The sequence below is a fragment of the Microbulbifer sp. Q7 genome (assembly GCF_001639145.1).
Classification (GTDB): Bacteria; Pseudomonadota; Gammaproteobacteria; order Pseudomonadales; family Cellvibrionaceae; genus Microbulbifer.
This window is the reverse complement of record NZ_LROY01000001.1, coordinates 341272-367644: the sequence shown is the minus strand read 5'-3', so window position 1 is coordinate 367644 and position 26373 is coordinate 341272. Positions and strand designations below refer to the sequence as shown.

The 26373-nt window shown below is 51.9% G+C and carries 19 protein-coding genes; 11 read left to right on the top strand and 8 right to left on the bottom strand.

The window, feature by feature from the left end; all coding sequences use genetic code 11:
* Positions 1-362: 362 nt before the first annotated feature.
* From AU182_RS01380 to AU182_RS01355, 6 genes are all read right to left on the bottom strand, one after another.
* Positions 363-1319, bottom strand: a complete 957-nt coding sequence (locus AU182_RS01380) for a sugar kinase (RefSeq protein WP_066959624.1) — start codon at positions 1317-1319, stop codon at positions 363-365.
* Positions 1320-1382: 63 nt separating this feature from the next.
* A complete protein-coding gene (locus AU182_RS01375; protein ID WP_066959622.1) occupies positions 1383-2132 on the bottom strand; it encodes an SDR family NAD(P)-dependent oxidoreductase in 750 nt (249 codons plus the stop codon).
* Positions 2133-2193: 61 nt separating this feature from the next.
* Entirely contained in the window at positions 2194-3489 is a 1296-nt protein-coding gene (locus AU182_RS01370; RefSeq protein ID WP_066959620.1) for an MFS transporter, read from the bottom strand.
* A 2-nt stretch (positions 3490-3491) separates the two neighbouring features.
* Positions 3492-3845 (bottom strand): cupin domain-containing protein, encoded by a 354-nt coding sequence (locus AU182_RS01365; protein WP_066959617.1) that lies wholly within the window; start codon positions 3843-3845, stop codon positions 3492-3494.
* Positions 3846-3862: 17 nt separating this feature from the next.
* On the bottom strand, positions 3863-6106 hold the full coding sequence (locus tag AU182_RS01360; RefSeq protein ID WP_082859144.1) for a heparinase II/III family protein: 2244 nt from the start codon (positions 6104-6106) through the stop codon (positions 3863-3865).
* Positions 6107-6127: 21 nt separating this feature from the next.
* Entirely contained in the window at positions 6128-8398 is a 2271-nt protein-coding gene (locus AU182_RS01355; RefSeq protein WP_082859143.1) for a chondroitinase-B domain-containing protein, read from the bottom strand.
* Positions 8399-8853: 455 nt separating this feature from the next.
* Between AU182_RS01355 and AU182_RS01350 the strand changes: the two genes are divergently transcribed.
* Positions 8854-11913, top strand: coding sequence for a TonB-dependent receptor (locus AU182_RS01350; RefSeq protein ID WP_066959615.1), 3060 nt, complete (start codon positions 8854-8856; stop codon positions 11911-11913).
* A 279-nt stretch (positions 11914-12192) separates the two neighbouring features.
* Here the strand turns inward: AU182_RS01350 and AU182_RS01345 are convergent, their stop codons facing one another.
* On the bottom strand, positions 12193-12969 hold the full coding sequence (locus AU182_RS01345) for a FadR/GntR family transcriptional regulator (protein WP_066959613.1): 777 nt from the start codon (positions 12967-12969) through the stop codon (positions 12193-12195).
* Between the two features lie 330 nt (positions 12970-13299).
* Here AU182_RS01345 and AU182_RS01340 point away from each other — a divergent pair, with 330 nt between their 5' ends.
* A complete protein-coding gene (locus tag AU182_RS01340; RefSeq protein ID WP_066959611.1) occupies positions 13300-14766 on the top strand; it encodes a RimK family protein in 1467 nt (488 codons plus the stop codon).
* Between the two features lie 60 nt (positions 14767-14826).
* Here the strand turns inward: AU182_RS01340 and AU182_RS01335 are convergent, their stop codons facing one another.
* Positions 14827-15708 (bottom strand): LysR family transcriptional regulator, encoded by an 882-nt coding sequence (locus AU182_RS01335; RefSeq protein ID WP_066961932.1) that lies wholly within the window; start codon positions 15706-15708, stop codon positions 14827-14829.
* A 590-nt stretch (positions 15709-16298) separates the two neighbouring features.
* On the opposite strand from AU182_RS01335, the gene AU182_RS01330 reads away from it, so the two are divergent.
* The 9 genes from AU182_RS01330 (at position 16299) to AU182_RS01290 (ending at position 26211) form a co-directional block, all read left to right on the top strand.
* Positions 16299-17279, top strand: coding sequence for a sulfotransferase (locus AU182_RS01330; RefSeq protein ID WP_066959609.1), 981 nt, complete (start codon positions 16299-16301; stop codon positions 17277-17279).
* A gap of 295 nt (positions 17280-17574) precedes the next feature.
* Entirely contained in the window at positions 17575-18351 is a 777-nt protein-coding gene (locus tag AU182_RS01325) for a ferredoxin--NADP reductase (RefSeq protein ID WP_066959607.1), read from the top strand.
* A gap of 374 nt (positions 18352-18725) precedes the next feature.
* Entirely contained in the window at positions 18726-19784 is a 1059-nt protein-coding gene (locus AU182_RS01320; RefSeq protein WP_082859141.1) for a glycosyltransferase family 2 protein, read from the top strand.
* Positions 19781-20707 (top strand): sulfotransferase domain-containing protein, encoded by a 927-nt coding sequence (locus tag AU182_RS01315; protein ID WP_082859140.1) that lies wholly within the window; start codon positions 19781-19783, stop codon positions 20705-20707. The genes AU182_RS01320 and AU182_RS01315 overlap by 4 nt, the downstream gene beginning before the upstream one ends.
* Entirely contained in the window at positions 20700-21782 is a 1083-nt protein-coding gene (locus tag AU182_RS01310; RefSeq protein WP_227718075.1) for a glycosyltransferase family 2 protein, read from the top strand. Before AU182_RS01315 ends, AU182_RS01310 begins: the two co-directional genes overlap by 8 nt.
* Before the next feature lie 94 nt (positions 21783-21876).
* A complete protein-coding gene (locus tag AU182_RS01305; protein ID WP_193754267.1) occupies positions 21877-22563 on the top strand; it encodes a WecB/TagA/CpsF family glycosyltransferase in 687 nt (228 codons plus the stop codon).
* Between the two features lie 25 nt (positions 22564-22588).
* Positions 22589-23566 (top strand): glycosyltransferase family 2 protein, encoded by a 978-nt coding sequence (locus tag AU182_RS01300; RefSeq protein ID WP_227718074.1) that lies wholly within the window; start codon positions 22589-22591, stop codon positions 23564-23566.
* A gap of 3 nt (positions 23567-23569) precedes the next feature.
* Positions 23570-24859 carry a glycosyltransferase gene (locus AU182_RS01295; RefSeq protein ID WP_066959603.1) on the top strand — a complete coding sequence of 430 codons (1290 nt, stop codon included), beginning with the start codon at positions 23570-23572 and terminating at the stop codon, positions 24857-24859.
* Entirely contained in the window at positions 24835-26211 is a 1377-nt protein-coding gene (locus AU182_RS01290; protein WP_153039079.1) for a hypothetical protein, read from the top strand. Before AU182_RS01295 ends, AU182_RS01290 begins: the two co-directional genes overlap by 25 nt.
* The last annotated feature ends 162 nt before the right edge of the window (positions 26212-26373 follow it).

Genomic DNA, 26373 nt, shown 5'->3' with positions numbered 1-26373 from the left:
GGTTTCCTCTCATTGTAAGAACACTTATGTTTTTATTAGCTCTCAGAGTGGCGAGTTAAACGCGAACCGAAAAACCTGTCAACAACATTGGTTAGCAGTATTGGTAAGATAGGTTGCTGTGAAAACCCTGTAAATTATTGTTTTGTATCCATTTTTAGTGATTTTTCTGGTCGGCAACTGATTTAAAAAAATTTTTAATTTGGCCGTTTATAAAATAAATCCCCAAGAGGTAAAACCAATCGTTATGACAGATATTGTCCGGGGGGACCTCCGGTGACGAAATGGACGACAACGGCGCGAAAAGACACGCAATAAAAAAGCGGCCAACTGGCCGCTTTGCATGATTCCGCTTACCGTGGTTATCAGGCCGTCTCGGTACCTTCTGGCATGGCGCTTCGCGCAATGACGGCACCGCGATGTTGGATAACCGTGCTCGCCAAGCGGTGTCCGTTTGCGGCTGCTTTCTCAGCACTGTCACCAGCGAGACGGCTGGCGAGGTAACCCGCATTGAACGAATCACCGGCCGCGGTGGTATCTACGGGTACCACTTTATTTGTCGGTACCAGTCGCGGGTCCCGGTTTCGCTGTACCACCAGACACCCATCTCCGCCCAGTTTCAGCACGATTTCATCCACTCCCCACGCCTGCAAGCGCGCCAGCGCGGCATCGGTATCTGTGTCATGAAACAGCATCTGCTCGTCTTCGAATGTCGGCAATGCGATATCCGTGAGCCGCAGCATCTGTTCGTAGGCTTTGCGGGTTAGTGTCTCGTTGCCCCACAGTCGCGGTCGATAATTCCCGTCGAAAATCACCTGACCGCCACCCTGGCGAAAATCCGCAAGGAAATCGAACAGGCACTCGCGCCCATAGGGCGACAGGATGGCGAGGGAGATCCCAGAGAGGTAAATCGCATCAAACCGCTTCAACTGGGCAAACAACTGGGTTGCCGCTTGCGCACTGTCCAACAGCCGTTTGGCCGGTGCGCGGTCTCGCCAGTAGTGGAAAGTGCGCTCGCCGGTGCTATCGGTCTCGATCAGGTAAAGCCCGGGCGTTGCATTCGCCTCGCGCTTTACCAGATCGCAACCGATACCTTCTGCCTGCCATTGGCGAATCATCCAATCACTTAAATGATCATCCCCCAGCGCAGTGACATAATCGACACTGGCGCCGAGACGGGACATATACAACGCAGTGTTTAATGTGTCGCCGCCGAACGAGAGACCCGCCTGTAAGCGGGGCTCGCTATGGTAGCTGCGACAATCGCCGTCCAGGTTCATTTCCAGCATACATTCGCCGATGACTGCTATGCGCTTGTGCATCACTATTTCGCCCAAGAGTTACGCCTGTTTACCTCAAGTACCATTTCGCCATTCTTCCCCAAATCAGGAGAAGAACAGTCCACCGTTGATGTCGATGTTGGTGCCGGTGATGAAAGAGGCTTCATCGGACGCCAGGTAGGCAACCGCGTCTGCGACTTCCGGAGCTTTACCCTCGCGCTTCAGCGGAGTGGCGTTCGCAACATTTTCACGCACCGCATCTTTGGTGAAGGTATCGTGGAAAGTGGTACTGATCATGCCCGGGCACAGGGAGTTCACACGAATGTTTTTTGGTCCCAGCTCTTTCGCCATGGCGCGGGTAAAGGTCATCACCGCACCCTTGGAGGTCGCGTACGCAGAAGCACCGGGGCCACCACCATCACGGCCAGCCTGGGAAGCCAGGTTTACGATAGCGCCGCCATCCATGTGCGGAACAACGGCTTTGGTCAGCAGGAAGGTGCTGTTCAGGTTCAATGCGATAACTTTGTTGAAGAACTCTTCGTCCATCTCTTCGATGGTTTTGCGTTCTACCAGGCCGCCGGCAACATTCACCAGGACGTCGATGGTTTTGCCGTAGGCTTCCTGTGCCGCAGCGACAACGCTCGCCACGTCCGCCTGCTTGGTCATGTCGCCCTTGGCGATGATGGCTTCGCCGCCCGCTGCCTTGATCTCGGCCAGCGTTTCTTCTGCAGTCTGTGCATTGCTAAAGTAGTTCACCACTACCTTTGCGCCTTCTGCTGCCAGCTTCAGGGAAACCGCTTTACCGATGTCCCGTGCCCCACCGCTGACGATGGCTACTTTACCTTGAAGTTTCATAGTGACTCCTGACTGTAATTTTGATTTCCGATGTCGAATCGAAGATTTTCTTGTGTTTGAGCTAGCTCGCTGCGTCAGCGAGTTGCTTCTTTTCGTGTTTGCTACGTACTGGTGTGATACGTCCCCCAACAAACAGAACAGAGATCAACATCAGCGGCACCAGAGAAGCACCGAGAATGAAGAAGGGCGGATAGTAGGTGCCATCGTTGGTAATGAATGGAACCAACTGAATGGCGGTAATGACACTGATCACACCGACGGCGCCGCTGATACCGGCAAGGCTGGCAACGCTTTTTCCGGAGAAGTAGTCGCTGGGCAGTGTCTGGATATTATTAATCGCAGCCTGGAAGCCAAACAGGATTACGGTGATCAGCGCGAGTGCTGCCGCGGGCGTTGCAGCAACTGTGGTGGCGAGCAGGGCGGGCAACATACAGCAGCCACCAAACAGTACGGCAAATTTGCGGGACTTATTCACGCTCCAGCCGCTGCTCATCAGCTTGCCAGACAACCAGCCCCCAAACAGGGCGCCGGCTGCGGCGCCGCAGTATGGAATCCACGCAGAGGCACCAATGGCTTTTACGTCAAAACCGAATTTGTCGTTCAGATACAGCGGCAACCAGGCCACAAACAACCACCAGATCGGCTCAATGAAGAAGCGGGCGGAGATGACACTCCAGCTCTGGCGGTGCGACAGCAGCTCGCGTAGATTCGGAACATACTCGTCTTCGTCTTTCTCCGCTGTAATCTGCCCGGACAGGATCAGCTCGCGTTCTTCCTGGGTAATCCAGGGGTGCGCATCGGGTCCACTTTTGTAGATGATCAGCCAGGGCACGAGCCAGATAAAGCCGAGAAGTGCCACGACTACGAAGGTGGCCTGCCAGCCGAGGAAGGCATAAAGAAAGGCAACCAGCGGCGGTGCAATAATGCTTCCCGCAGACGCGCCAGCGCCAAAAATGCCCTGGGCAAGTGCGCGCTCCTTGGCCGGGAACCACTCGGCGTTCGCTTTGGTAGCGCCGGGCCAGTTACCCGCTTCACCGAAGCCTAGCAGGATGCGGAAAAGACTGAACGATGCCACGGACGTGGCCAATGCGTGCAGCGCGATGGAGATCGACCACACCACAATAGAAAGCATGAAACCAAGACGAGTACCGATTGCATCAAATACCCGGCCAAACACCGCCTGACCGATGGCGTAGGCAATCAGGAACACACTCATGATATTGGCGTAGTCGTGACTGTCCATGCCGAGGTCATCGGCAATGCCCGGCCACATCACCGAAAGCGCGGTACGGTCGATATAGTTGATGATGGTAGCCAGGGCTACCAGGGACACAATAGTCCAGCGTAAGTTCTTCATTATTATTTTCCTGATTCGTTTTCCAGAAAGTCTTCCCGGTAGGGGCTGAAGGTATCGAGTAGCACTCCGGCCTTTTTGCACACGGCACCATGTTCCAAATGTGGTGCTATGTAAAAACTGTCGCCGGCTTTCAAAAGTTTTTTACGTCCATCGACCTGCACTTCAAACTCCCCGCTCTCCACATAGCTCACCTGGGTGTGTGGGTGTTTGTGCACATAGCCGATACTCCCTTCCTCAAACCAGACTCTGACAATCATCAGGTTGTCGTCGTGGCCGAGGATCTGCCGTTTTATTCCGCCGCCCAGGTCTTCGACTTCGACATCCTGCGCTTGTACAAATGCATCAGTTGCGGGCATTCATTCCTCCGCCATTATTAATTGTTGAATTGAAAAAGTTTGGCGCGACCGGTAAAGCTGTACTCACTGCCGCCGAATTTGAAGGTGTGCCTGGCATCGGCCGCGATACCCTTGCTGCGGTGGTACGCCAGCAACTGGGTCACACCATCTTTGGTTCCGATTGTGATCAGCTCCAGATCACCAACGCGCTGGTGATCCAGTGCGTTCACCTGGCTTTCTGCCTCGAGGGTAAATTCCTTGGACGGATTGTATTGGCCGTGCGGCTCCAGAACGCTCACGAAGGTGTGCGACTTGACGCCGTCACGGCGCGCAATGAAGCCCTTTTCCGAACGCAGGTTGAAATTGGGATCGTTGGCTCCAAGCTCGGTAAACAGCAGTTCGGTAGCGCCATCCATCAGGCTCGACTGGGTATAAAAACGGCCGTTGTCGTTCAGCCAGGTTACCTGTGCGAGGCCGGACTCTGGCTTGCCACGGGCTTTCAGCCACAGGTGCTGGTAACCATGATTGGTGCCCAGTGCCTTAAGATTGTCGGTGAAGCCCTGAAGCCTGAAGCTGGTGTCGACCAGCTGACCGTTGTAATGCAGTGGCAGATCCAGCTGATGTTCCTTGCTGGACGCCACATCGAATACGTCGATGGCAAAGGTCTTACCATTTTCCGGGCTGTTCACCAGTGCCATGGTGCGCTTCAGGCGCACACCCGGGTAGGCGGAATCAATTTCTGCCGCGCTGATCTTGACCTGGTCGTCCGCATGGAAGAACAGCAGATCCGGGTGATTCTGGTTGGCAACTTTCAGGTTGTTATCGAAGTGAGAGGTCTCATCCACCACAACCGTGTTGTGAGCGACCGTCTGCTTGGCCCAGGTTTCGTTCTCTTCCAGGTAGCGACCGCCATTCTTGGCTTCCACATTCAGAAAGCGAGCGGCGCCGTAGTCGGTAACAATCTCTTCCCCGCGATCGTAGAACTGCCAGGTGAGCTTGTCGAAGTGGCCGTGGCCCATACCTTGTGCGGCGGGCTTGAACACCAGCGCCTGGTCACCGTCAGTTTGCTGGCGCAGGACAACCAGTGCCCCTTCATCGCCGTCTTTACCGTCGCGGAAAGCGAAAGATTTGAAGGTGTAGGGCTGTTGCTGACCTGCATCCAGAGCATTCGCAACCTTAAGCCCATCGCCAGACAGCAGGATCTGATCCTGCTTGGCCGCGATATCCAGCAGCTGTGGGTCGCCGGAATGGCCATAGGCGATGGTGACACCCAGTACCAGCTCCGATGTATCGATACCCTTGCTTTTGATGGCATCGTTGATCGGGAAAAACAGGTTGTCGTAGCTGAGCTGGATAGTGGTATCGATGGCTTTCATCACGATACCGTCGCGGTATTCAAAAATACCCCGCTCTGGCTCATTGTTTTCGATCGCCTTGGCAAAGGTTACGAATGGCATCAGCGCGTAGCGCTGATAGTAGGGGCCTTCGTTATAGTAGCCATCTGGCGAGAAGAGTGTGCTCAGCTGGCGAAGGAAGCCGCCTTTGCCAGATTTGTCCAAGTCCAGTAGTGCCTGTTCCACCCACTCCGGCTCGTCGAGCACATAACCGGCCATACCCACACCGGCGGTTAGCCAGGTGCCGTGGTTGTGTACCTTGTTGAAGGTCTTCGGCGAATCGATAGATAGGAACTTGGCCACCGGCCGAATGGCTCCCTGCTCAATCTTTTTTGCTTCCGCATCGGTTAGAGATGGGAGAATCAGATCGTATGCCTGGATGGTGTAAACCAGCCACACCGCCTCGTTAAGGCTCTGCCAGAACAGTTTGCCGGGGTTATCCGCTCCCGAGCGACGCTTTGGGTGTAACGGCAGTGTGGGATACAGCTCTGCGTAGGCGAGCAGCATATCGCGCACGCGCTCAGCGTACTTGGGATCCTGCGTGATCTGATACAGCACCCCGGCGTTATACATCAGCTGGTAGTTTTTCTTGTGCTGCTCATGGGTGTAGCCACCGCCGGCATCGGCGGGCATGGGTATAGCCAGTGGTGCTTGCAGTGCGCGATCGACGGCAGACTGCGTGGCAAGAAAGGCATTACGAAAACGGCCGGGCTGTTTGATTGCCCCCTGCATGGCATCGACATCCGCCGCACTGATAACCAGGTTGGGGTGGTCGGCGGCATAGGCGGCCAGAGGACTCAAGACCAGCATTGCGGCAGTCATGCCCGCGGCCAGTGTGATGCCGGCAGCGAGGGTTTTGCGCGTGTGAAAAGCTGAATTCGCCAACATGGTTTTACTTCTTTTTTTAGATCAGTTCTTGACTTCGTTATTGGCGAGGATCGCAGTGTGCGGCCCTTTTGCCACCAGCTCAGTCACTTCCGGCAGCGGCGCGCCGAAGAACTGATTGTTGGCAATATGGGTGACCGGCTCACCGACGGTGTGCTCGACTACGATGCCAGCACTGTTCTCGATCCGGTTGTCGCGAATATCCGCCACTTGCGTGCCATGGAGTTTGATCAGTGCCTGTGTCTTGTTGCGCTTGCCTTTACCGGATTCGGCGACCGTGTTGTTGCTGAAGTCGATATGGGGGCCGAAGGTACTTTCATCGGTACCGCCGCGATAAAGATCCACCATGGCACCTTGCACGTTTTCGAAGGTGTTGCCGGTAACAATCACATACTCCGCGTTGTAAATACCCAGATCGTCCGTCTCCTTATTCAGTTTGAGCAGATCCCCGGTGATATTTTCAAAGTGATTGTTGTGCAGGGTGATGGTGTCAGCAAACGCGCGCAGACCGGAATCAAAGAAGTGATAGGAGTGGTTGATATCCAGGTTTTCCACCCGGCTGTTGGTCATGGAAAAGCGATAATTTTTCAGCATGCCCCAAACCGAGGTTCGGATCAGGATATTGCCGGCATTGTCCGGGCTGTTGGCTCCGGAAATCACCAGACCGTCCAGCGACAGACTGCCGCCGTCCTGGATTTCAAACATCACCGGACGCTCGCTGGTCAGGGTAACCTTGCCCTGCTTCTTCGCCTTGATCGTCAGGGTCTTGTCGATATCCAGGCGCTTGCTTGCGCTGTACACACCGCTTTCCAGCAGCAGAGTGTCACCGTCGGCGGCGCTAACAATGGCATTGAACAGGGCATTCTCACCGGGCCGCACGCTGATGGTCTTGCCACTACCAAACGGGGTGACTGGTTCGGACTTCGGATACCAGGGAGCGCCGGTCATTTCTTTGGTGGTGACCACCAGATCTTTGCTTGCGCCTTTTTGCGCCGCTGAGTCGCTGACCGGATAGAGCAGGCCGTTGTCGGCGCGCTTCAGTTTGTCCACGACCTTATCAATTCCCTCGTGGATTTTCTTGTCCACAAAGCCATTGGAGATATTGTTGGCGAAGGTAATGCCGGAGATATCGTCGAAGACAGAGAAGGGAGACTTGCCGCTTTCGCTGTAGAAGATGTTGTCGGCAATAGAGGAATCTTGCGGCACCGCGCTGCGCTCGGGGTCGCTGCCCGCGGCCAGGTGGATATGCTCTACGTTGATAAAGCTGTTGTTCTCGATCTTCGCGTTCACCACCTGGTGGTAGCGGTTGATGGGAGAGTTGGGAACACCGTTCATCACGGTGAACCCACTCCCGAATCGATAGCCTGTGAGACCTTCGAGATAATTGTTGCGAATCATCTGGTCCGCATTGATTACGCGGATACCGCCGGTGTGGTCCACCCCATTGCCCAGGAACACGTTGCCTTCAATCAGGTTGCCGTTGCCGTGACGCATGGTCAGGGTGCCGCGGGACTCGAAAAAGGTGTTGTTACGCAGAATGTTCTTGCCGGATTTGACGGAGATGATTTCCACCTCGCCGTCACAGCGGTCGAAGAAATTGTTTTCGACTACGGTGAGAGAATCGGTCAGAGAATAGTGGCTGGTACCGATGCGCAGGGTTTCGCCGCCGTTGGAACCCAGTACCGGGCGCGGGCCGAAATAGTTGTGATCGATACGATGGCGGTTTTCCTGGCTGGCTTTGCTGTTCAGGCGCACCGCCATGGTGACACCCTTGTTGCGCTTGCCCGCCAGTTGGCTGTGGTCGAAGCGGTTGTTTTTGCCGTAGACGCCCACCCAGTAATCGGAGTCCATACGCTCCGGTTTGCTGAAGTCTTCGATGACAATCTCGGTCACGCGAGAATGGTTCGCCAGGTGATCTTTGTTGCGGCGAAACGCGATGACTTCACTGCTCGGCGTGTAACCGTTCTTGAACACCAGGCCGGAAACCACCAGATGTTCACCGGCAAGGCGTAGATTGGACTGCCCGCTGAGCACAACCTTCCCCTTTTCTTCGGCAGTTAGCGTAATCGGTTTTCCTTTCTTCCCTTTGCCAGTGAACAGAATTTCAAAATCTTTCCAGACGCCATTCGCCAGCATCACGGTGTCGCCCGCTTCCAGGCTTTTCACCACCCGGGCGTATTCCTTCTGATTGTGTACCAGGTATTCCTCGGCGGAGGCGTGGACACAGAACAGAGAGGCCTGGCCCGCGGTCAGCAGCGCGGCGGCGAGTAATGGTTTCAATCTGGAAGCGCTCATGATCACCTGATTTATTTTTCTGCGTTTGCGTTATCACGTCTGCCCGCAGCGCCAGATCCAACCCTGTTTAAATGCACCATATCAGTGCGCCAGGTGGCGTTGTGGACTTATTATGGGGCCAGACTAAATTGGTCAAAAATAATTGTCAACCAATCGGGTTAACCAGTTCCCACCAAAATTTTGTGCCGAATTGGTGCATCAGGGAAAATTTTCCACAAAAATGCACAAAAACTGTTCAGGGGTCAGTCCAAAATGTGATTTTTTTCAGGAAATTGGTTGACTGTGTTGTAAGCGGGTGACAATTTGATCGGGCCCAGCCGCGGGCAGCCCGCCAGAATTAGGTTGTAACTGGTCTGAAGGCTGACATAAAAAACCGCGGCACAGGCGATGAATAGGGCGCCAGGAGAGCGCGCCCTTGTTACTATCAACCAGCGCAGACATCCTTGGGGGTTAGCATGCGTGATAATAATAAAGACGCGAGAGAAAACATGGCGAACGAGAAAAATTTTAAGAAGTCACTCCTGGTAAGCGCAATCGCTGCAGTGACTTATGTAGGTTACGCCGGTGCCGTTCATGGTCAGGAAGCACAAGCGGACCAGGCTCTGGAAGAAGTAGTGGTTACCGGTTCCCGTGCCACCATCCAGTCCACTATTGATATCAAGCGCAACTCTGTAACCATCGTCGACGGCCTGTCGGCGAGCGAGATTGGTGAACTGCCGGCGCTGTCGATCGGCGAAGCACTCGAGTCCGTAACCGGCGCGTCTTCGCACCGTGAAAACGGCGGCGCTACCGAGATTTCCATCCGTGGTATGGGGCCTTACCTGAGCGCAACGACTTTTAATGGACGTATGGCCACCAATGGTAGTGGTGACCGCTCGGTGAACTTTTCCCAGTTCCCCTCCGAATTGATGAACAAGGTTGCTATTCGCAAGACTCAGGATGCGAGCCTGATCGAGGGCGGTGTGGCCGGCCTGATCGAGCTGGAAACTCTGAAGCCGCTGGAATACGGCAAGCAGCGTATCCAGTTTGATGCCAAAGCGAATATCAATCCGAACCAGTCCAATATCGACGACCCGATGGCCGGTGATCTCGGTTTCCGCGGAACCGCGAGCTATGTAGACCAGTTCGAGTTCGATAACGGCATGGCATTTGGCGTGTCCCTCGGGTATCAGCGCAGCGATATTTCCCAGCCTGAATCCGAAATGCGCTCTTCCAGCCCGACCGGTTCGTCCCGTTACGCCTGCCTTAACGATCCCAGCGTAACCAACGAAGGTTTTTACCGCGAAAGCTCTGGTGACTGTGAAGACCAGATTGGTGGCTCTTCCAACCAGGGATACAACACCAGTGTTGATCCCGAAACCGGCAAAGCGGTCAGCGATGGGATTGCCTATGCGTTCGCGCCCAGTTCCAATGGCTATCGCCAGAACGATACAAGAGATGAGCGCGATTCCGTATTTGTTGCGCTGCAGTTCCAGCCGAACGACAAGACCGATATCAACTTTGACCTGCAGCAGTCTGAGCGGATTCAGTCCGAACTGCGGCATGATCTGAACTTTGCCAACATGAAGCGGGTAACCCCGGGTGTTACCGCTGAGTCGCTGGTTGTGACCGATAGCGGTACCGTTTTGAACTGGGCCGGTGAAACGGCGATTGAGTCCAATAGCGAAACGTATGAGCGCGCAGAAGACTATCTCGGTTACGGTCTGAACGTGTCCTATGCATTTACCGATAATCTGACGGTTTCCGCGGACTACTCCTTCTCCGAGACTACTCGTACCGAAAATCAAATCCTGTTGCGCACCCAGTCCGACAGCCGCGATGTCTTCGGTGACTCCACGGCAGCGGGATACCGTCCCCTGGTTGCGTGGGACATGGATTCCGAGATCCGCCAGTACACCGTCACCGATTTCGATGTCACCGACCACACCCTGTTCTCGGACGAATACCGTATTCGTGTAGACAACGATGTGGATCGCCGCAACACCAACGAAGCGTTCCGTGCTGACTTCGACCTGGTTCTGGATAATGAGGTTGTGACGGCGGTCCGTGGCGGCCTGCGTTTCTCCGAGCTCGAGTATGTCGATCTGGGTAGCGCCCGCGACACCTATGAAATTGACCGTGGCGACGATGAGAGTGAAGCGGCTCTGCTGGCAATCAACGAGGCTTGCGCTATCGCTTTCCCGGAAAGCGACTTCCTGGGTGCCGAGAGTGACGGCAGCCTCATCACGATGGTCGATGAGAATGGCAACGTAACCGGAAGCGCGAACGAGTGGGCGACTTTCGATACCCAGTGTGTTGCGGACATGGTGCTGTCTCACTTGGGCGAAACGTTTGCCTACCCTGAGCTGGAAGAAAAAAGTGCGAATGTTACCGATGTGACTGAAACCACTACCGCCGCCTATGTCATGGCTGATTTCAGCAGTGCTCTCGCCGGTACGCCGATTAACGGTAACGTCGGTGTGCGCGTGGTGCAGACCGACGTTGAGTCCGTGGGTTACCGCACGCCATACACCATCATCACCAACGCCGATGGCACCTATGCCATGCAGGAAGTCGAGGGTGCCGATCTGGAGCGTGTGGTTGCTGGAGGTGATTACACCGAAGTACTACCAAGCTTGAACCTGGTTGCGGAACTCACCGAAGAAGTACTGTTGCGCGGTGCGGTATACCGTGGCCTGTCCCGCCCGGATCCGTCTGACCTCGGTTACCGGCGCTCGTTCGATACCAACGGCGCGGACGACATTGTCGACATCGCTGACCTGCTGGACGGGGTAGATGGTGACGGCAACCCCAACATGCAGCCGCTGACTTCATGGAATTTCGATACCGCCATCGAGTGGTACCCGAACGACGACACCATGTTGGCCTTTGGTATTTATCACAAACGCTTCCAGGGTGGCTTTGAAACCGCACAGATCGTCGAGACGTTCGAAGTTGATGGCGAGATTATTCCGGCGGATTTCAATATCACCCGCACCGATGACGACACAAGCTCTCTCACAGGTTTTGAGATGACCGCGACGCATCGCTTCTCGTATCTGCCCGGTTACCTGAGCGGTCTCGGTGTCAAGGCGAGCTACAACTACGCGGATTCCAACTTCGAGTTTGAAGACAGCAATTACGGTGACTCCGTGGTGTTGGACCAGGATGGCAATACGGTTTCCGAGAACATCGGCATTATCGCCCCGGGTAATATCCCCGGCTTCTCCGAGAACGTGTTCTCCGGCCAGGTGTACTACCAGATCGGCGATTTCGATACCAGCTTGATCTACAAGTACCGCAGCGAGTACTTCCAGCCCTATACCAGCAATGGCACGCGACTGCGTTTCGTCGGTGACGTAGGTGTGTGGGAGGCGAAAGCGTCTTATCAGCTGACCGACAACGTGAAGCTGAGCCTGGAAGCGATCAACCTGTTTGACGAGCCCAAGAAGCAGTACTTCTACACCCGCGATAACCTGGGTGAGATGAACAGCTATGGACCGCGTGTATTCCTTGGCCTGAAAGCCAAGTTCTAAGTGCTATCCCGGGTCCGTTATGCGGGCCCGGGGCCTTTGGCATAGGGGGAGCTGTAGCCCAATCTTGCGGAGCGGGTTGCAGGTTCTTCGGTTTGTTTGATTGGTTGTCTCTTCTCCATCCGATAAGGTGCCGCCTTTCGGAGACTATTCGCCCGCTTTATGCGGGCTTTTTTGTGTCTGCTTTCCTGCCCTGGAATAGGTGGCTTAATTCGCGGGCACAAAAAAGGGCCATACCCTTTGTGGTATGGCCCCGAGAGTTTGCGATCCAGGTCGAAAAAATCAGATCCCGGTGGTCTCGCCCAGCCGGTCGATGGAAAAGCGCTTGCGGCGTTCGGATACTTCCCGGCGTACAACTTCAACCGCCTTTGCTTCGGAGGCATCGTGCAAGGCGTTCAATGAGCGATTGAAGTGCAGGCGCATCGCCTTGCGTGCAGCGCACGGATCGCGGTTTTCCAGCGCCTGCAGAATCGCCTTGTGCTCGGCGAGGCGTTTTTGCCCATCCTTTTTACACACATTCTTGTGCACCGTTTGGATGTCCGGTGAGTGCCCCTGGATATCCCACAACTTATCGATGGTGCTCATCAATACCCGGTTGTTGGTGGCGCGCGAAATGACCTCGTGGAACTTCCGGTCGGCGCGCTCGGAGGTCAGGTTACCCTCTTCGTTCTCGCGTACCATATCCCGATAGGCGAGGCGCAGGTCTTCCAGTTGCTCTTCGGTAATCATGGTGGCTGCCAGGGCCGCCAGCTCGCCTTCGATCAGCACGCGCGCTTCGGTGAGCTCAAACGGGCTGAAGTCCTTGGTATCGGTGAAGGAATTCACCGGTTCGATCACATAAACCCCGGAGCCGGTGCGCACTGCTACCCGGCCCATGACCTCCAGGGCGATAATGGCTTCGCGAATACTTGGCCGGCTGACATCGAACATCTCCGACAGCTCGCGCTCCGAAGGCAGTCGCACGCCGGGCGGGTACTCCCCACTATCGAGCAAGGCCAACATTTTTTCTACCACCTGCTGATATATACGGCGGCCACTTCCAACATAATCGCTTTTCATAGCACTGAATTCTATCGTTGTTATACGAACCTGCCCCAAATAGCGCGTCGACGCCGGGAGCCGAAAGTCACCCTTGAGTCTACCATAATTGGTCTTACAGGCAATGTTTATTGGTATGATGGCTGGTCGTGACAGATTGTGCAGCCTCTCATCGAAGCCACTGATCTGGCGAGAAAATTTGCGCAAAAAGTATTAGGCAGAAACGGAGATTTCTTCTATCTTTCGCACGTTCAGCGAGGCCGTTCTGACTCGCTATCCAGGCCCCCCTGAGATCACGCATTACCGACTCCCAGTGCCGCCCACCTATTTATAGAGGCAGACCGCCAAACAATGTCCCAGATCCTGATTGTGATCGACCAGCCCGACGATTGGGCCCCCTACTACCCGAGCGAGCGGGTGATTACCTTTGCCGACTACCTGGCGTTGCCGGCCCGCTCGCAGCGGGTGCGGGTCATCAACCTGTGCGCGGATTACGACTACCGCAGCGAGGGCTATTACTGCTCCCTGCTGGCGGAGGCGCGGAGCCACAATGTATTGCCCAGCGTACGCACGCTGAACGATCTGGCCTTGCCGCAGCTGTACAAGCTGCAGCTATCCCAGGCGATTCCGGCACTGGCGAAGCTGCCACTGCCGGCACCGGGTACCGAGCGCGTGGTGAAGTCCTATTTTGGTCGCTGTGCAGATTCGTCCCTGCAACCATTGGCGCGTGCATTGTTTGACCGCTTTGCCTGCCCGGTGCTGGAGATTCACCTGCAGGCCAATCCCCAGTGGGAGATTGTGGAGTTAAAGGTCTGTTCCCATCGGGATCTGAGCGAGGGAGAAGAAACCGAGTTTGCCGAGGCCTTGGATAACTTCAGTAACAAGGTATGGCGTCAGCACAAGAAGCCCAGCAACAGCCGCTATGACCTGGCCATTCTGGTAAACCCGGAAGAACCGTTGCCGCCGTCCGATGGCGCCGCGATTAAAAAATTCGTTAGCGCCGGGCGCGAGCTCGGCCTATCGGTGGAATTGATCGGCCCCGGGGACTACATGCGCCTGTCGGAATTTGACGGCCTGTTTATCCGCGAGACCACCGCGATTGATCACCACACCTACCGGTTTGCGAAAAAAGCCGAGGCAGAGGGTCTGGTAGTGTTGGACGATCCCACCAGCATCCTGCGCTGTACCAACAAGATATATCTCGCGGATCTGTTCACCAATCACAAGGTGCCGGCACCGCGCACCTGCATCCTGCGTCGCGGTGACGAGGAAAGCCTGAGGAAGGCGCTGGAAGAAATCGGCTTGCCGATGGTGGTGAAAATCCCCGACGGCTCTTTCTCCCGGGGCGTGGTAAAGGTTCATTCGGAAGACGAATTGCACAGCAAACTCGAAGAGCTGTTTGCGGAGTCGAGCCTTCTACTGGCACAGGAGTTTTTGTATACAGAATTCGACTGGCGCATTGGCGTACTCGATAACAAGCCCCTGTACGCCTGCCGTTATTACATGGCCAAGAATCACTGGCAGATATACAACCACGGCAGCAAGAAAACCGTGAGCGGAGGGTTTACCACCCTGCCGACGTTTGAGGTGCCCAAGCCGGTACTGCAGGCGGCGTTGAAGGCAACCAAGCCCATTGGTCGCGGTTTCTATGGCGTGGATGTAAAAGAGTCAGCGGGCAAGGGCTATGTGATCGAGGTGAACGACAATCCTTCCATCGATAGTGGCGTGGAAGATAAGTATCTGGGTAAGGAACTTTATCGCTTAATACTGCAGGAATTTCTTCGCCGTCTGGATGCGCGCAAAGCGGGTCAGGAATAGGGAGTTTTGAAACAGCACCGCCTAGGGGCCTGGCTTCAGCCCCTCTGGCTGGCGTTCATGTCAAGCCTGCTGCCGGCACAGTTCCAGCCAGCGCTCGATTCCCGTGCTGCGATACTTTTGCCGATGTAGCACAAAATAAAACTCGCGGCTGAAATCCCTTTGCGGTACCGGCAGCTCAATCAGTGCGCCGCGACGAAAGGCATCTGTCAATGATACGCGCGAGAGGCAGCTGATCCCCAGGCCTGCTTCCACTGCGCGCTTGATCGCTTCAGTATGCTGCAGCTCCAGGCGGATATTCAGTTCCGGTAGTAGCCCCGCCAGCGCGCGTTCGAAGGTCTGCCGGGTACCAGAGCCAGTTTCCCGCAGAATCCAGGTAGCTTTGCGCAGGTCTTCATCGCTCAGTTGCGCGCGTTTCGCCAGGGGGTGATCCGGTGCGCAGAACACCACCTGCTCATCGTCCCGCCAGCGGATCATTTCCAGATCGGGATGATTCAGCTCCCCCTCGATCAGTCCAAGGTCGAGTTCGAAATTCAGTACCCTTTGGGAGATGGCCGCGGTATTGGCCACTTCCAGCTCCACCCGCGCGCCAGGTTGCTCTTCCATGTAACGAGCCATGATATCGGCGGCCAGGTAATTGCCGATGGTTAACGTGGCCCCGATCTTCAATCGCCCGAGGTCACCGTGCGCCTGCAGGCTAACTTCCAACTCCCTTGCACGCTCCAGTAGTTCCTCCGCCCTCGGCCAAAGCTGCCGCCCCAGCTCATTCAGGCGCAGACGTTTACCTGTCCGCTCGAAAAGTCGCAGGTCGAATTGTTGCTCAAACTCTTTGAGCGCGGTGGAAGCCGCAGACTGTGACATGTTGAGGCTTTCCGCAGCTCGACTCACGTTCTGGTAGTGCGCGCAGGCGAGAAAAACTTCTAATTGACGCAAGGAGTAGCGCATGGAGATGCTCGAATCGATGTTAACCACAGACTAGGCGCTGCGTTTTTGGCATTTTCCATTGAATACAGCGCTACAGCAAATACGGGTGTCTGTATATCGACCATAGGACCTGCAGTGAACAAATTTCGATCACGGGGCGATTGGACTTCAGCCAGAAAACGGGTGCTGGCAAAATCTAGCGCTAGCAGCGCCGGATTCTTCATATTCCTGTAATAGGGAGCGATCTGCAGCATGTCATGGGCTCGTTTCGGGCACACTTTGTGCAATAGATAGAAAGAAAAACGACACCGCCACAAGAATGGAATCTTTGTCCTTTGGGATGATCCTGGCGCCATAGCGGGGATCACAGATCAATCTTTTATTTTGTCAGCGTATCTTGCTAGAGTGTGATCCCCATCCAATTGGCGCCGTATTGTTAAATTTGGATGTTTTACCGGGTTTCGGTATGTCTCTATGAGTCCGTGTCTGTAGCCAAGGCAACACTGGACGCCACCGCTCATCATGGCCGCAAGGCTCAATGGGCAAAGTAAATGGATTTACTAAACAAGGTCCACCAGTAACTGGAGGACACTTTGTGAGAGAGCAGGGATATGTCTCACCAGCCCAGACAAGATTTTGAGCAACAAGCGAGCCTCGCCCTCGAAGCGCCGGTATTTGTTATTGGCCCACTGCGCTCCGGATCCACACTTCTCCGATTACTCTTGGATCACCACCCCAAGATACATATGTTTGGGGAGTTTGAGGGCGCTGTTTCCCAGGCCCGCGGTGATCGATGGCCCGACCTCGAAGACTATTGGCGCTTTGTTAAAATCGATCGGCAGACCAGTGCAATGAACCTGGCGATTGACCCTGAACTGGATTATCCAGCATTAGTTAAAGACTTTCTCCGGCAACTTTACCTCCGCAATCCCCAACCAGTCGTTGGCGCGTCGATCCACTCGCGTGTAGACCTGTTACCCAGGCTTTGGCCCAACGCCCGGTACATACATCTCTACCGAGATCCCAGAGATGTTGCCCGCTCTTGCATCGGGATGGGCTGGGTGGGAAATGTCTATGAAGGCGCAAAAATATGGTGCGATTTCGAAAAGCGACGTGAGCTTTTGAGAACACAGGAGCAGCCTGGTCAAGCAATCGAGGTTTTCTATGAACAGCTCGTTGAGAACCCCGTAAAGGAATTGTCGCGCCTCTGTGAATTCCTCTCTCTCAAGTTCGACCCGGAAATGCTCAAGTTGGATCGAGACACCACTTACAGCTGCCCTTCAAAGCAATACGCTGAGCAGTGGAAGTCCAAATCATCGGCTCGAGAAATCCGCTGGATCGAATTACTGACGAGCGAGCAAATGATGAAACAGGGGTATCAGCCCTTCTCCCGTGATACATGCGCGCTCACGATACAAGAAAAACTCGCGCTGAAGGTTCAAAACCGTGTCTATCGCATGCGTTACAACATCAGAAAATGGGGCCTCGTTCTTTGGCTGCAGCATGTCCTTGCGCGACGTACCGGAATTCGTCAATGGGTCGAATACGTAAAACACAGAACGAATGCGATTGATCGTTCATTGCTGAAATAGCTATGCGTAACGCCTCCCCGTGTATTCCAGACAGAACCTGCTAGCTGGGTTGTTCGCTGGTGTATCGAGTGAAGTTGGGAGCGCACGAGTCAGTAGAGGGCGCTCCCACCAGCACCTCAGCACCTCCGAATACGGCAACCAGCCGCGCTTCAAGCTGATCCACGCGGGCAACTAGAATACCGAGTCTATATCTATTAAATAGATAGCTGGTATCAAAATATCCCACTGTCCAGATATCGCATGTGGCGCTAAAATTCGGCCCACAAGCATTTCTGGATTAAGCGGTTATATTTTTATGTCAAACCTGAATACGGAAACGGTGCTGGAAGTCCACCACTGGAATGACACGCTGTTTAGCTTTAAAACAAGCCGTGACCCGGGGTTCCGATTTGAAAACGGTCACTTCACTATGATCGGTTTGGCGCAGCCAAATGGCCGACCACTGTTGCGTGCCTATTCGATAGCCAGTGCCAATTATGAAGATGAGCTGGAATTTTTCAGTATCAAGGTGCCGGATGGTCCGCTCACTTCCCAGCTGCAGAAAATCAAACCTGGAGATGAAATCTTCGTCAGTCGCAAGCCAACGGGAACCCTGGTCGCCGATCATTTGTTGCCGGGCAAGCGCCTGTGGCTCCTTTCGACCGGTACAGGGCTAGCGCCGTTTATGAGTATCATCAAAGACCCGAGTGTCTACGAGCGCTTCGACCAGATAATCCTTACCCATGGTGTGCGATACAAGTCAGAGCTTGCCTATCAGCACTACATTGAACACGAGCTTCCAGAGCATGAGTACTTTGGTGAGATGGTAAGGGAAGGACTTATGTATTACCCGACAGTGACTCGTGAATCTTACCGCAATAATGGACGCCTCACTGATCTGATGCTTTCGGGCAAACTTTTCAATGATCTGAACTTACCTAAACCAAATACAGATGAAGATCGATTTATGCTTTGCGGCTCGCCGGCCATGCTAAAGGATCTAACGTCAATCCTCGACAGTTGGGGTTTCAAGGAAACCCGCGCTGGTGTCCCGCGGGAGTATGTGATTGAGCGCGCATTTGTTGAGAAGTAACCGGCAACCTCAACAGCTGGTACCTCTTTTTCATGGATTGGAGTGCCGCACATAATGGACAAACAAACAATAGGGGCGTCAACTATTGGCGCCTCTCTCTTCCTTCATATCTTTTTCTTTTGAATTATCAGGAATAGTTGATAAAGTGAGTTGCGCGTCTCGCTTCGGACGTCTATTTCAACTGGAACCTGGATTTCCGGTAGTGGCCCGAGCGATCCCGCTGCTGATCAGCGCAACAGAGCCTCCCGCTTTACGCGATAAATGGATGCAGCAATTTCAATGCGCCTCGGATAGTGCGCAATAAACCGGATACCGCAATAAAGTTTGGCACGTAAGTTGCGAACATAGCGGTGAACGAAGGTTGCAACATTTAAATGGATTTTCCCGCATTTCCCCCTGAAATGGCGGCAATAAAGAAGCAGACAATGGAAGGTCGCGCCCCCCTCAAGCTTGCAGTAGTGATTGTTAATTACTGTACTCCGGATCTCGTTCAGGATTGCCTAAAGAGCTTGGTCCCGCAGCTATCTGGCCTGAATGCGCAAGCCGTCGTTGTGGATAATGCTTCCGGTGATCATTCAATCGAACTTCTCGAGCATTGGTTAAAAAGCTGCCCAGCAGCCTTCAGCACGAAAATCCGGTTGTGTGCATCTTCAGTAAATGGCGGCTTTTCTGCGGGCAACAACTTCGGAATGTCGCAGGTAGAAGCTGAGTATTATCTCCTGCTGAATAGCGACACGATTGTCCGCCCGGGTGCGATTTCAGTGCTCCTCTCCAGAATGGAGGGCGACCGAACTATCGGGGCCCTCGGTCCACGTCTCGAATACCTTGATGGACAGCAGCAAGTAAGTCGCTTTCGCCGCAGGGGTGTGACCAGTGAGTTAATTCGCGGTGCCCAGATTGAGTTAGTAACAAAGCTGCTCAAGTATAAGAACACGCCAATAGAGCTCAATGAGCCAGACCAGGAATTGGACTGGGTTAGTTTCGCTTGCGTGCTGCTGCGCTCGGATATCGTCACGCAAATTGGCCGCATGGATGAATCGTTCTTCATGTATTTTGAGGATATCGAGTATTGCTTGCGGATAAAGCGTGCAGGTTACAGCATCAAGCAAGAATTAGATGCCCGCGTAGTACATTTGCGTGGGGGAACCTCCAGCGTCAAGAAGAATGGCAATGCGAGAAAGCGCGTCCCCGCCTATTTCTATCGATCCAGATCGCGTTACTTTCTCCTGCTAGGCGGTAGACGAAAGCTATTTGCTGCAAATCTCGCCTGGTGTGCTGGCCGAATCTTGCGACTCTCAAAGTGCCTGCTCGGGCGTGCTCCCGGCCCATCAATTTCGGGTGAGTGGCGGGATCTTTGGCTCGGTTTTCTATCCGGGGAAAAGGGCACCAATAAAAGAGTTTCTGCATACGGTAATCAGGTGGCCCAGTCATGAATATATTGAAACCCGGAAAGCGACCGGACTTTATAATTATTGGCGCAATGAAGTCAGCTACTACAACGATTTACGAGCAATTGCGTTTGCTCGATGGCGTGTATATGCCGGATCTAAAGGAGCCAAACTTCTTCAGTGATGATTCTCAGTATGCGCGTGGTGCAAGCTGGTATGAAAGACTTTTCGAAGCCGCAAAGGCAGATGACATCCTCGGAGAGGCCAGCACCCATTACACGAAAATTCCAACGTACCCGCAGTGCTTTGCAAGGCTTTCCGATGCATTACCTGACGTAAAACTTATTTACATCATGCGAGACCCGATAGATCGCTTGGTATCACAATATATACATGAATGGAGCTGCAACAATATCCGGGTCGATATTAATCACGCAATTGATTTGCACCCGGAACTCGTAAAATATAGTTGCTATGCAACCCAGTTATCTCCATACCTTGCTCACTACGGGAAAGAAAATATTCTTCCAGTATTCTTCGAGAGAATCAAACGTAATCCCGCACAAGAACTCTCACGGATTGCAAAATTTATAGGTTATAAGCAAGAGGTTGCGTGGATCGACTCGCATGCAAAAACAAATGTTTCATCTGCCCGCCTGAGAACGAATGCATTTACTAATTTCCTGATTCGTAATCCGCTCTTGACGATCATAAGGCGCACCCTTGTCCCTGCCACATTTCGCAATTCGATTAAGTCAAGAATGCAAATGTCAAAGAGGCCAAATCTATCAGCCGCCAGTATACGAAAATTGGAAGCTACATTTGATGAAGAGCTAAAAATGCTGGGTACGTTATTTAATACTAATCTTGATTGCGAAAGCTATAAGAAAGTCGTGTTGGGGAAACCGATGGAATGGAGTAAGCCAACCGATAAAGTAGATCTGGCGAGAATTCATAAATATGCGTGAAGCGCACCTTAGGGCAGAAAAGATGCTAGCTCTTGGCTTTGTCGTTATCGGAAGAAATGAAGGGGAACGACTTCGCCGCTGTCTGGAATCTATTCTTGAGCAGTCAATTGCCCTGCGACGAGAGATGCTTGTTGGCGAAAGCGCCAGTGACGAATCAGTCTCCGACTTGATATTAACTCCGATAGTCTATGTCGATTCAGGTTCCGTCGATGGTAGTGTTGATTCTGCAAAAAATCTCGGATGCGACGTGGTGCAGCTCGAAGCCACGCGACCTTTCACGGCGGCACGAGCTAGAAACGCAGGCCTGGAGCGCCTGATCGAAATAAGTCCGGTGGTCGAATTTATTCAATTTATCGACGGTGATTGTTCATTGCAACCCGGGTGGCTATCGAAGGCAATAGCATTTTCTTCAGTGAACCCAGAGGCTGCCATCGTGTGCGGCCGAAGAAGAGAGGTATATCCGCAGAAAACCGTATACAACGCACTGTGTGACATTGAGTGGGATACACCTATCGGAGAATCCAAAGCATGTGGCGGAGATTTTCTTGCTCGTAGAACCGCTTTAGAAAGTGTCCAGGCTTTTAACTCTGACATGATTGCTGGAGAGGAGCCTGAAATGTGCTTCAGATTGCGAAAAGAGAACTGGCGCGTCTGGAGAATAGATAGCGAGATGACATCGCACGATGCTGCGATGACGAGCTTCAGGCAATTCTGGCTCAGAAATGTACGGGCTGGATTCGCATACGCAGAGCGCTGCGCAATGCATGCTACGAAAAAACGGCCGTATTGTGTGAGGGAAATTTCAAGCATTTTTTTCTGGGCATTTTTTATACCAGTGGCCGCGCTAACTCTTGCGCCAGCATTTGCGCCGATATCAATTTTAATCCTGATGGCTTATCCAGCCATCGCGATCAGAATATTTCTACGGCGAATAAAGCTTCGAAATTCAATTCGTCGATCCCTCGTTTATAGCATGTTTACAATACTGGCAAAATTTCCGCAGTTTCTTGGTGCTACGAAATATTTTCTCACGCAACTAGCAGGTAGAAAATCCTCAATTATTGAGTATAAGTAAAAAAATTATGCAGCCCAAAGTTGAATCGCTAAATTTAGGTCTATGTAGAATTGACATGGCCTGTATGGATCGCGTCTTGTCGGAAATTAGATTCATGCGATGCAATAACAAAAAGGGATACATAATAACTCCCAACATCGATCATCTTGCGCGACTTGCTGAGGTGCCCTCTGGCCGTAAGCTGAGGGATTTATATTTCTCAGCAACCCTCTCATTATGCGATAGCCGAATCCTGGAGTTCATACTGAAGGCACACGGATGCCGGCTACCTGGCGTAGTTACGGGGAGTGACCTCACCGCTAGGCTATTCCGAGACGAAATAAAGAAAGAAGATAAGGTATACATTTTGGGCGGAGACGCAGAGACACTAGAAAAGATTAGCAGTAGATTTCCATACATTGACATCGCCCATCATAATCCTTCTATGGGATTTATAAATAAAACAGAAGAGGTCAAAGATGTCGTCGCCAACATTGTCGATTCCCACTCAAACTATGTTTTCCTAGCTGTCGGTTCACCTCAGCAAGAAATAATAGCCAGCAAACTCATGTCCGAAGAACGATTCGATGGTCTCGCATTTTGTATTGGTGCATCGATGCTCTTTCTCGCGGGGTCGGAAAAGCGCGCACCGCACTGGATGCAGAGATTACGATTGGAGTGGCTCTACCGACTGATGCAAAATCCCAAGCGCATGGCCATGCGGTATTTTAATAACGCCCTAAAATTGCCGTTTATAAACCGACAAATTGCAATACATCTCAGGCAGAACGCCGAATCTTAATTATGCGAATTGCAAGGAAGCTACGTTGAAAAGTAGAGATTACCTGATCATATCGCCTTGTCGCGACGAAGCGGAGTATATGGAGCGCACACTGGATAGTGTGGTATCGCAGTCGGTGGTGCCGAAATTATGGATTATCGTTGATGATGGATCCACAGACAGATCACCTATCATTCTTGAACGATACGCTGATCGATATCCATTCATTAAGGTCGTGAAGCGGGAGAACCGGGGATTTCGTAACGTAGGGCCTGGTGTCGTCGACGCATTTTACGCTGGTTTGCGACAAGCCAATATCGCGGACTACCAGTATATATGCAAATTAGACCTAGATCTTGAATTACCCGAAAAGTACTTTGAAACACTGATTGAAAAAATGGAAGCTGATCCCCGTTTGGGCACTTGTAGTGGAAAACCATATAACGAGCATGAAGGTAGACTGGTTAGTGAACGGCGTGGCGATGAAATGTCCGCTGGAATGACAAAATTCTACAGAGTCACATGTTTCCAGCAAATTGGTGGCTTCGTAAGGGAGGTAATGTGGGATGCAATTGATTGCCACAAGTGTAGAAAGCTCGGATGGAAGGCCAGAAGCTGGGACCATCCGAACTTAAACTTTCTTCATCTCCGGATTATGGGCTCAAGTCAACACGGAGTCCTAACCGGCCGTATGCGACATGGGTATGGGCAATATTTCATGGGCACCGGAGTTGTCTACATGTTTGCAACCTGCCTGTTTCGGGCAGTTGAATACCCATTGTTGATCGGCGGATCCGCAATGTTTTGGGGGTACCTGCGTTCCTTGTTACAACGAAAAGAGCGATATTCAGATCCGGACATTATTAAGGAAATACGACAATTTCAATGGCGGGCACTTTTTGTTGGAAAACGGAAGGCAACAAGTTATATGGAAGCTAAAAGCTTTCCGAACTGGAAGCCAGACGGCGGGTGTGCAAGATCACTTGAATTTATGGATAACAAGCAGTTAAACACGGAATCCTAAAAAATGTTAACTGCACAGCGTCCACAAATTGCATATTTGGCCCCAGAAATACCAGGGCGTTCAAGCACGTTTGTATACAACGAGATACTAGAACTTGAAAAATTAGGTATAAATGTAGTTCCTTTCTCTTTGCATTCAGTAAAAAATATCAGTAAATCAGAACAAGTTGCACGTATCAGCAGCATTTGCACATATTTGTATGAAACCGGGGTGTTCGAGCTTTTAGCTGCTCAAATTTTATGTTTCTGGAGAAGGCCGAGTGGATACTTAACCGTATTAGGCGTACTAACATCTGATGTGCTGAAGCTCGTTAAGCAGCCGCGGCGCGCTCTGGGGATGATCTATAGATTTTTAATGGCTGCGAAATTCGCAAATAAATTGGCTGCCCAAAAAATAGCAGATATACATTGCCATTTTTGTCATATTGCTGCCGATGTTGCTATGTATGCGTCTGCAATGAATGGCGGAAACTTCAGCATTACAGCGCATGCTAACGATCTATTTGAGCATGGCTATCTTTTACGAGAAAAATCTGAAAGGGCAAGTTTTATTGCAACGATTTCTGAATATAATGTAAAGCTTCTTCAAAAATCTGGTATCCAGCCTGATAAAATAAGGCTGGTTCGGTGTGGAGTAGATGATAAAGCCTTTGAGCCTCGTCCGTTCAGGCCTTTGGCGACTGTTCTACGAATAGGCTGCTTGGCACGGCTTGTTGAAAAGAAGGGTATCGATCTACTAATCAGCGCGGCTAGTATACTCAAAAAAAACGGCATTCCATTCGAATTGGTTATCGCCGGTTCTGGTCCACTTGAGACAGCGTTAAAAGAAATGGCCAAAAGTAGTGGTATTTGGCCGAATACAAAGTTTTTGGGGGAAATATCTCATGACCAGGTAGCGAGCTGGTATGGCAGTATTGATGTTTTTGTCTTACCGGCGAAGAAGGACTCTAATGGTGACATGGATGGAATTCCTGTGGTACTTATGGAAGCTATGATGCGCCGAGTTCCTGTTATTTCAACCAATATATCTGGCATTCCAGAGTTGGTCCGTGACAAAAAAACAGGTCTGATTGCTCGCCCCGAAGCGCACTCAATTGCGGCTACGATTATTGCGTTCATTAAAGATACTGAAAGAACTATTGTGAATCGGCTGGATGAAGCTGAAGCCCTTGTAAGGTCTGAATTTAAATTAAGTGACAATGCCTTGAGGTTGGCAAAGTTCAAGAGCCTAATATTCATTCCCTGCGAAACAGCGAAAGTGAACACTCCGTGCCAAATATCGTTGCACAGCTAAGTCTGGTCATTTGGCCACTTGTCGCAATCCTTCTATTCAAACGGCTTAGCCCTCTCGTTGCGAGCTTTTGGACGATTGTAGGTGGGTATCTATTCCTTCCGGTAAAGGTCAGCTTTGAACTTCCCCTAATTCCTAGCCTTAACAAAGAGTCTATATCAGTTATCAGTGCGCTTGTAGGGTGTGTGCTGCTTGGAAAGGTCCGGCTAAGTCAATTACCCCAGAGCAAATGGGCAAAAGTAATGATTATCGCCGGACTTTTGTTTCCTGTCGCCACAGTTCTTACAAACAGAGAGCCTGCGTTTAATGGCGAATTCTATATTCAGGCAATGCCACTAAAAGAGGCGATTACACTGATATTAAATCGCTACATATTGCTTATACCGTTTTTGCTTGGTGCGTTGCTGGTCAGAAGTCTTGATGATGGCATTACCGTGCTCAGACATCTCGTATTGGCCGGTGTCATCTATTCGCCGTTTATTATTGTCGAGGTTCTCCTGAGCCCGCAATTACATACTTGGATATATGGCTTTTTCCCGCATTCATTTGCACAGCAAATACGATTTGGCGGATATAGGCCTGTCGTTTTTATGGGGCATGGTCTCCTCGTCGCGAACTTTGCCGCAATCGTTTTTGTTGCGGCGGTTGGACTCTGGAAGGCAAGGCAGAAGATACTCTATATACCAAGCATATTTTTCGTGATCTATTTGGCGCTTATCTTGGTTGTCTGTAAAACTGTCGGTGCTTGGATCCTCGGAGTTCTGGGTGCTGTAATAATGATATTCACAAGTGCAAAAATGGGAGTGAAAATAGTATCGGCAATTGCAATATTCATATTCCTGTATCCGATTATGTCAATTTTTGGTTTTGTGCCTAGAGATTGGCTCGTTGAAGTTATCGGTGAAGTTTGGCCTGATCGGGCGCTGAGTCTCGCATTCAGATTTCATCATGAGCAGATGATGCTAGAACACAGCCTAGAGAAGTTTATGTTCGGCTGGGGAGGTTGGAACCGAAATCGAGTATTTGGCTCGGTGACAGACGGCTATTGGATTATAGTGCTAAGCAAATACGGACTAGCTAGCTACGCAGTATTGTTCGGTCTCCCAATGTTGGCGGTCTTATCTGGATATCGAGTAGTCTGCAAAATAGGTAGCAGAGTTGGTCAGCGAGTAACCGCCGTATATTGCGTAATTATTTGTCTTATGATGATCGATCAGATTCCGAATGCTTCTCAGGATAGCTGGGTTTTGTTCATCTATGGCTGCGCAATCGGGTTATTTGTGCCAATAAAATCAGCCGTCAAAAATAATGCAAGAGTAAAGTTTGCTAGACCGCAGAGAATCGAGGTTGGGTGATGTTTAATTCAGTAAACACACATCCAAAGCGATTCAACGAAACCCCACGTGAAGCCGTCGAGTAGACTTATCCCAGGCGACTCGTATTGGTCGGGTGATCTTTCCTTACAGTATCAAAGGCCCAGTCGTCATTGTTGATTGAGGTAATGCGCTTTTACTTCC

Excerpts from the sequence above, each read along its gene's own strand:
- AU182_RS01335 (WP_066961932.1), bottom strand. The coding sequence starts at position 15,708 with ATGCGCTACTCCTTGCGTCAATTAGAAGTTTTTCTCGCCTGCGCGCAC.
- AU182_RS01375 (WP_066959622.1), bottom strand. The coding sequence starts at position 2,132 with ATGAAACTTCAAGGTAAAGTAGCCATCGTCAGCGGTGGGGCACGGGAC.
- AU182_RS01325 (WP_066959607.1), top strand. The coding sequence starts at position 17,575 with ATGTCAAACCTGAATACGGAAACGGTGCTGGAAGTCCACCACTGGAAT.
- AU182_RS01370 (WP_066959620.1), bottom strand. The coding sequence starts at position 3,489 with ATGAAGAACTTACGCTGGACTATTGTGTCCCTGGTAGCCCTGGCTACC.
- AU182_RS01360 (WP_082859144.1), bottom strand. The coding sequence starts at position 6,106 with ATGTTGGCGAATTCAGCTTTTCACACGCGCAAAACCCTCGCTGCCGGC.
- AU182_RS01305 (WP_193754267.1), top strand. The coding sequence starts at position 21,877 with ATGCGATGCAATAACAAAAAGGGATACATAATAACTCCCAACATCGAT.
- AU182_RS01295 (WP_066959603.1), top strand. The coding sequence starts at position 23,570 with ATGTTAACTGCACAGCGTCCACAAATTGCATATTTGGCCCCAGAAATA.
- AU182_RS01320 (WP_082859141.1), top strand. The coding sequence starts at position 18,726 with ATGGATTTTCCCGCATTTCCCCCTGAAATGGCGGCAATAAAGAAGCAG.
- AU182_RS01355 (WP_082859143.1), bottom strand. The coding sequence starts at position 8,398 with ATGAGCGCTTCCAGATTGAAACCATTACTCGCCGCCGCGCTGCTGACC.
- AU182_RS01345 (WP_066959613.1), bottom strand. The coding sequence starts at position 12,969 with ATGAAAAGCGATTATGTTGGAAGTGGCCGCCGTATATATCAGCAGGTG.
- AU182_RS01380 (WP_066959624.1), bottom strand. The coding sequence starts at position 1,319 with ATGCACAAGCGCATAGCAGTCATCGGCGAATGTATGCTGGAAATGAAC.
- AU182_RS01350 (WP_066959615.1), top strand. The coding sequence starts at position 8,854 with ATGCGTGATAATAATAAAGACGCGAGAGAAAACATGGCGAACGAGAAA.
- AU182_RS01310 (WP_227718075.1), top strand. The coding sequence starts at position 20,700 with ATGCGTGAAGCGCACCTTAGGGCAGAAAAGATGCTAGCTCTTGGCTTT.
- AU182_RS01340 (WP_066959611.1), top strand. The coding sequence starts at position 13,300 with ATGTCCCAGATCCTGATTGTGATCGACCAGCCCGACGATTGGGCCCCC.
- AU182_RS01315 (WP_082859140.1), top strand. The coding sequence starts at position 19,781 with ATGAATATATTGAAACCCGGAAAGCGACCGGACTTTATAATTATTGGC.
- AU182_RS01365 (WP_066959617.1), bottom strand. The coding sequence starts at position 3,845 with ATGCCCGCAACTGATGCATTTGTACAAGCGCAGGATGTCGAAGTCGAA.
- AU182_RS01330 (WP_066959609.1), top strand. The coding sequence starts at position 16,299 with ATGTCTCACCAGCCCAGACAAGATTTTGAGCAACAAGCGAGCCTCGCC.